Source organism: Moorena sp. SIO3H5, assembly GCF_010692395.1.
Classification (GTDB): Bacteria; Cyanobacteriota; Cyanobacteriia; order Cyanobacteriales; family Coleofasciculaceae; genus Moorena.
The window spans coordinates 1-6,189 of record NZ_JAAHHS010000435.1; the positions used below are offsets into that span (position 1 = coordinate 1).

8 protein-coding genes are annotated in these 6,189 nt (G+C 45.3%); 4 read left to right on the forward strand and 4 right to left on the reverse strand.

Annotated elements, in window-relative coordinates; translation table 11 throughout:
- Nucleotides 1–243: 243 nt before the first annotated feature.
- The 4 genes from F6K52_RS30525 (at nt 244) to F6K52_RS30540 (ending at nt 4,257) form a co-directional block, all read left to right on the forward strand.
- Nucleotides 244–1,395: a peptidylprolyl isomerase gene (locus tag F6K52_RS30525; protein ID WP_293087721.1), complete on the forward strand. Its 1,152-nt coding sequence runs from the start codon at nt 244–246 to the stop codon at nt 1,393–1,395.
- Between the two features lie 384 nt (nt 1,396–1,779).
- On the forward strand, nt 1,780–2,925 hold the full coding sequence (gene thiL, locus F6K52_RS30530) for a thiamine-phosphate kinase (protein ID WP_293087724.1): 1,146 nt from the start codon (nt 1,780–1,782) through the stop codon (nt 2,923–2,925).
- Nucleotides 2,926–3,101: 176 nt separating this feature from the next.
- The gene (locus tag F6K52_RS30535; RefSeq protein WP_293087727.1) at nt 3,102–3,965 is read left to right on the forward strand and encodes an Rpn family recombination-promoting nuclease/putative transposase; all 864 of its coding nucleotides are present in this window, start codon (nt 3,102–3,104) and stop codon (nt 3,963–3,965) included.
- Between the two features lie 37 nt (nt 3,966–4,002).
- Complete coding sequence (locus tag F6K52_RS30540) at nt 4,003–4,257, forward strand: DUF4351 domain-containing protein (RefSeq protein ID WP_293087730.1); 255 nt, start codon at nt 4,003–4,005, stop codon at nt 4,255–4,257.
- 123 nt (nt 4,258–4,380) lie between these two features.
- On the opposite strand, the gene F6K52_RS30545 is transcribed toward F6K52_RS30540, so the two are convergent.
- The 4 genes from F6K52_RS30545 to F6K52_RS30560 all read right to left on the reverse strand — a co-directional run bounded on the left by F6K52_RS30545 (nt 4,381) and on the right by F6K52_RS30560 (nt 6,139).
- Complete coding sequence (locus tag F6K52_RS30545; RefSeq protein WP_293087733.1) at nt 4,381–4,542, reverse strand: hypothetical protein; 162 nt, start codon at nt 4,540–4,542, stop codon at nt 4,381–4,383.
- Nucleotides 4,543–4,678: 136 nt separating this feature from the next.
- On the reverse strand, nt 4,679–5,002 hold the full coding sequence (gene grxD, locus F6K52_RS30550; protein WP_293087736.1) for a Grx4 family monothiol glutaredoxin: 324 nt from the start codon (nt 5,000–5,002) through the stop codon (nt 4,679–4,681).
- 108 nt (nt 5,003–5,110) lie between these two features.
- Nucleotides 5,111–5,365 (reverse strand): BolA family transcriptional regulator, encoded by a 255-nt coding sequence (locus F6K52_RS30555; RefSeq protein WP_293087739.1) that lies wholly within the window; start codon nt 5,363–5,365, stop codon nt 5,111–5,113.
- A 222-nt stretch (nt 5,366–5,587) separates the two neighbouring features.
- Nucleotides 5,588–6,139 (reverse strand): hypothetical protein, encoded by a 552-nt coding sequence (locus F6K52_RS30560; RefSeq protein WP_364420498.1) that lies wholly within the window; start codon nt 6,137–6,139, stop codon nt 5,588–5,590.
- Nucleotides 6,140–6,189: the final 50 nt, after the last annotated feature.

Genomic DNA, 6,189 nt, shown 5'->3' on the forward strand with positions numbered 1-6,189 from the left:
TATCTTATTTTACCCTTGAGAGGTTGAAGGTTGAAAGTTGCACTTTAGAGGTTAACGTAAAGATTTGTGCCAAATTTGTGCCAAAGTTGTGCAGGAAGTGACTTGCCAACCCTAAACTAACCGAAGCTAATTGACAAACAGTATCATAAACTACCTTGACATGGGAAGATATGAGATGAAGTTTTGATACGTTGTGGATCAGCCTTGACACCACTGGTGTAATGCTTGGGGTATTTATTTTTTATGAAACGTTTAAAGATTTCTTTGCCAGATTGGTGGAAACGCTTGACCAAGACTACCCTCTTGGGGCTACTGTTAATGTCCCTTTCCTTAGGTCTGAGTGGAGCTTGGTGGAACTTTAAGTTTAACTTTGGTAATCAAGAACCTCCTCGTGAAAGTCGATTACCAGGGGGTAATGCCATTACTGATGGTAAAGCTCTGTTGCGCTACGGCTTACCGATAGATAATCAGCCAGTGCGGAAAATACAAGCCAGTTTGGAGGATATTTCTCAACAAATGCGGGCAAAACGCTGGAGTCCCATCACCAGTGATATTACTAAAGCTGCTGTGGTTTTAACTAGTAGTGATCAGAAATTGCTAGCGGACATTCCAGATGCCAGAAAACCCCAAGGCGAAGCCCTAATTGCCGAGATCCAAGCCGAAATTGCTAAAATTCGAGAAGCTGTGGAGGCTAAAGACAAGGAAAGCGTCTTGATTGAGCGCGGGATACTCTTGGATCAAGTTGGCGAACTGGAACAATTGATGGTAGAGGGGTTTCCCTTTGAGGTACCCCCAGACTATAGTAACTTACCTCAACTTAAGGGTCGCGCTACTGTGGAAATGACCACAAAGGAAGGTTCCTTGAGAATAGTGGTAGATGGTTACAATGCTCCAGTCACAGCCGGTAACTTTGTGGATTTGGTACAGCGGGGTTTCTATGATGGTCTAACCTTCAACCGTGCTGAAGATAACTATATCCTCCAAGCAGGAGACCCTCCAGGAAAAGCGACAGGCTTTATTGACCCGGAAACTGGTGAATATCGAGGGGTTCCCATAGAAATCATGCTGAAAGGGGACTCGGAACCGGTTTATGAGTTTACCCTGGAAGAAATTGGTCGTTATCGTGAGCAACCTGTGCTGCCCTTCTCTGCTTATGGTACTCTAGCTATGGCACGTCCTGCAGAAGACCCCAATGGTGGCTCTTCTCAGTTTTTCTTCTTCTTGTTTCAACCAGAACTTACCCCAGCTGGTATTAACTTTATGGATGGGCGCTATTCTGTCTTTGGCTATGTGGTAGAAAACAAAGAGTTACTCAGACAGCTCACACGAGGGGATGTAATTGAGTCGATGAGAGTTATTGATGGGGCTGAAAATTTAGTTGAGCCAAAGGCATAGCTATCCTATCGGTTGAGCGGTTAGCTCCTTAACCCCTGCGTAAGCATTCAGCTATCAGCTATCAGCGGTCAGCGATTAGCGCTACGCGCACGCGTGCGCGTTCAGCATTGGAAGAAAACAAGTAAGCATTGGAATAATGCTGAGTTACCTCAAGCGCGTCGTTCGCACAGCGTGGCCAAAGGCCAAAGCCTGTGCCACAAGGCTGTTTGCGTAGCGTGAGCTTTTAGCTGACGGCTGACGGCTGACGGCTGACGGCTGTTCGCGCAGCGTGCGCGTAGCGCATATGCTTACACCCCTGCGGCGAAGCTAGGGGGGATGAGCTTGACTAATTACAGATAGCTCAGTTTATGCCAGTCAAAAGTATCAATAATTGATCGTTGTCTCGTGACCCTTGAATTACTAAAAGATATCGGAGAACAAGGTCTTCTAGAACGGTTACAGCCTTTCTGTCCACCAGGGATTGTCGGGGATGATGGAGCGGTAATTCCCCCTCCAGAGTCTGGTCAATCCTTGGTGATAACTACAGATGTTTTAGTGAATGGGGTGCATTTTAGCGATCGCTACGGTGGGGTAAGCCAATGCACTACTAGTCCAGAAGATGCTGGTTGGCGTGCTGCTGCTGCTAATTTGTCTGATTTAGCTGCGATGGGAGCATCCCCCCTAGGCATTACCGTAGGCTTAAGCCTGACAGGGGATGTACCGGTTAGCTGGGTTGAGAGACTTTACCAAGGCATGACTCAGTGTTTGAACCAGTACAATACACCAATAGTGGGCGGAGATATCTGTCGCTCCCCAGTTATTAGTATTGCTATCACTGCCTTTGGTCAAGTCTACCCCCACCGAGCTATCCGCAGAACAGGGGCCAAGGTGGGACATGCCATTGTCGTGACAGGTGTTCATGGTGCTTCCCGGGCTGGACTAGAATTACTCCTCAAGCCTGATTTCGGCAAACACTTAAGTCCAGAACAACGGTTATCTCTGATTAAAGCTCACCAGCGTCCTCAACCCAGACTTGATGTTATAGCTTTACTGGAGTTACAGGTTAACAGGTTACTAGAGTTACAGGTTAACAAGTTGAAGGTTGAAAGTTCTAACTTTCAATCTGATAACTTACAACCAGATAACTTACAACCAGATAACTTTCAACCTTCAACCCTTCAACCTTCAACCCTTCAATTATCCATTGCGGGTATGGATAGTAGCGATGGTTTAGCAGATGCTATTGTACAAATTTGTCGTGCCAGTGGTGTTGGTGCTGAGATTGATTCCAACCGAATTACCCTACCTCAAAGCTTGAGTAAATTGGTGTCTCCAGAGCAAGCTTTGGATTGGGCGTTGTATGGTGGTGAAGATTTTGAATTAGTGCTATGTTTGCCCAATGAAGCTGCTGAGGAATTAGTGGCAAAACTGGGGGAGGGAGCAGCAGTAATTGGCAAGATTACTAGTGGTAATCAGGTTTGGTTGAAAGATAAAACTGGCACTTATGCTGATCAATTGCTGAGTTTAAATAAGGGATTTCAGCATTTTTGAAATTTTCCCCTTAGAAGTGATTAACCGGATTTACTATTATTCCTTCTGTATCTGATCGAAATCAGAACTACTCCGGTATCATAACTTGAATCAATAAACAAGATCCAGGTGCGATCAATTTTATGGTTCAGATTCACTACAGTATCTGAAATAGTGTTAACTTTGAACAATTTGCCTTGGCCTACGATAATATCTGCAAATACCTAGCAGAAGAATATCCATCGGAGTTTTTTCACTGGCTATTGGGTGAGGCACCTCGGGATATTCAGGTACTTAAAACTGAATTAAGTAGTGAACCAATTCAAGCTGATGCTCTGAGTTTACTGCAAAGTACAAACCAAATTCTGCACCTAGAATTTCAAACCCTGCCCCAATCAGAGCCACCATTACCATTTCGGATGTTGGACTATTGGGTCAGATTACACCGCAAGTACCGATGTCCCATTGAACAGGTGGTAATTTTCCTGAAGTCTACGACCTCACAGATGGTATTCAATAACGAGTTTAGGGATATTAACACCTGGCATCGTTATCGGATAATTCGCCTGTGGGAGCAAGACCCATTACCACTGTTGGCCAATCGAGCTTTGTTACCCTTGGCCACTTTAGCCAGAAGTAATCAGCCTAATCGATTGTTAGAGCAAGTGGTTGCCCAGATCGATAGAATTGAAGAAAAACCATTACGGGGAAACCTAGCGGCCTGTGTGGATGTGTTGGCTGGTTTGCGGTTTGAGAAAGATTTAGTCCATCGATTGTTAAGGGAGGAAGTTATGGAAGAATCAGTTACCTATCAAGATATTATCCAAAAGGGAATCCAAAAGGGACTCCAGCAGGGACTTCAGCAGGGGCTCCAGCGCGGTAAGCAGGAGGGAGTCCTATTAGTTGTGATCCGTCAGCTAACCCTGAGGTTAGGTTTACTTGACCCTGTCCTCCAACAGCAGATTGAAGGATTATCGATTACTCGATTGGAGGAATTGAGTGAAGCGTTGTTGAATTTTGAAACAGCAACGGATTTAGCGGTTTGGTTGGATCACGGCTGACATTGAACTGTTAGTGTTCACCTTGTCAGAGGAAATTATGGAAGAATCAGTCACCTATCAAGATATTATCCAAAAGGGAGTCCAAAAGGGACTCCAGCAGGGACTCGACCGAGGAAAGCAGGAGGGAGCCCTATTAGTTGTGATGCGTTTGCTAACCCTGAGGTTAGGTTTACTTGACCCTGTGCTCCAACAGCGGATTGAGGGATTATCCATTACTCGATTGGAGGAATTGAGTGAAGCGTTGTTGGATTTTGAGACAGTAACAGATTTAGCGGTTTGGTTGGATCACTAGGGAATAGGGAATAAAAAAAAATTCGGCGTTGCGTCAGTCTTCGAATGAATAAGAGTAGAGTGGGCATCCTGCCCGCTCGAAAATAAGCAGGAAACTGGCAAGATGCCCGCTCGAAAATAACCATCAAACTGGCAAGATGCCCGCTCGAAAATAAGCAGGAAACTGGCAAGATGCCAGTTCCACAATAACCAGGAAACTGGCAAGATGCCAGTTCCACAATAAGCAGGAAACTGGCAAGATGCCAGTTCCACAATAACCATGAAACTGGCAAGATGCCAGTTCCACGCAAGATGCCCATTCCAGAAAACTCTTAAAATCATTCCATTATTAAGCAACGCCCTAAGAAAAAGCGATCGCATTTCCTAATCCGATCGCTTTTTGCGGTTGTTCAGTTGTGTCAATCGTTTGGTGCAGTCAAGGATTAGGATGCCAGGGCGACTTCCACGGTCTGCTGCAATTCACCATTTTGATACATTTCAATCATCACATCGGAGCCACCGATAAACTCTCCGTTAATGTACACTTGAGGAATAGTTGGCCAGTCGGAATATTCTTTGATTCCCTGACGGATATCCCAATCTTCTAGTACATCTACGGTTTCGTAGGGAATTCCTAGGGTATTAAGAATTTGGACAACGTTATTGGAAAATCCACACTGGGGCATTAGTTTGCTGCCTTTCATGAACACCAAAATTTTGTGCTCTTGTGTTAATTTATCTATTCTCTCTTTCACTTCTGGTGTCATCGTTGTCTTAAACTCCTGGGATATCTAGATAGTTATTTTGATAGTCGATATTATATTAGTCTAGCGGGCGCGAAATCCTAGACTCTTCCAATTATGACTTAGACCAGTTTACTGCTTGCCAGCCCAAGCTTCGGGGGTATAGGTTTTTAGGGCTAGGGCGTGAATGGCCTCCGTTGCCAACTCTTGGCTTAGGGCACCATAAACCAGCTGATGTTGTTTTACCAGGGATTTACCTTCAAACTCGGAGGAGACTACAGTGGCTTGCAGATGGTTACCACCGCCTAAATCTTCTACCTTTACCTGAGCATCTGGTATCGATGCTTTAATCTTTTCTTCAACTTGCTGTGTACTAATCGGCTCCATTTTTTTTATTCCAGTTTCTATTGGAACTTCTAAAATACACTAAAATCTAACGTAAGCATATGCGCTAGGCGAACAGCGGTCAGCGGTCAGCGGTCAGCGGTCAGCGGTCAGCTTTCCGTAACTCAGATGAAACCAATGCTTACCTCTTGTTTTATTCAAAAGCACCTCAAGTAGCGTGCCCATTGGCTGATAGCTGATAGCTGATAGCTGATAGCTTACAATTTAACTGCCTTTATTAGGACCAGCGGACGAGGTGGGCTGGCTATTGCCATTTCTAGGAAAGGGAGAATCGACGAATCCTAGTTCAAACAGCTGTTGGTAGGATTTTTTACCCAATTCCCTGGTTGGATTTTGAGACCGAATAATTTGAATTAACAAGGGGACAGCTAATTCTGGCTGGTCATTGGCTCGATGGACTAGGGCTAGCCGATAGGTAGCTTCATCTCGCTTTTCCGCAGTTTCCAGGGCTTTTTGCCGTTGAGCCTCGTAGACTCGGTTGTCAATGCCGGAAAAACTGGAAGCCAGCTGTTGGTAAAAGTTAGACAACTGGTTAAATATCTGACGTGCCTCTTGGAGTTTTTTGGCCGCTACGCTATAGTTACCTGAATCAATAGCGTTAGTCGCCTCTTGCATCATCCGCTCTCCCCCCGGCATACTCAATAGGCTGTCTTCTTGAGTCAACGGCCCGGTATTGCTGGGGTCAGTGATGTCTGATTCTACTTGGATATCAGCACCTTGTGCCTGTGCTGGTGGCAGTACTACCAAAGCTGCCATCACGGGAAAAGCAACGAAACAGGCGAGCCTGACCGGATTAAGAGTGCCAG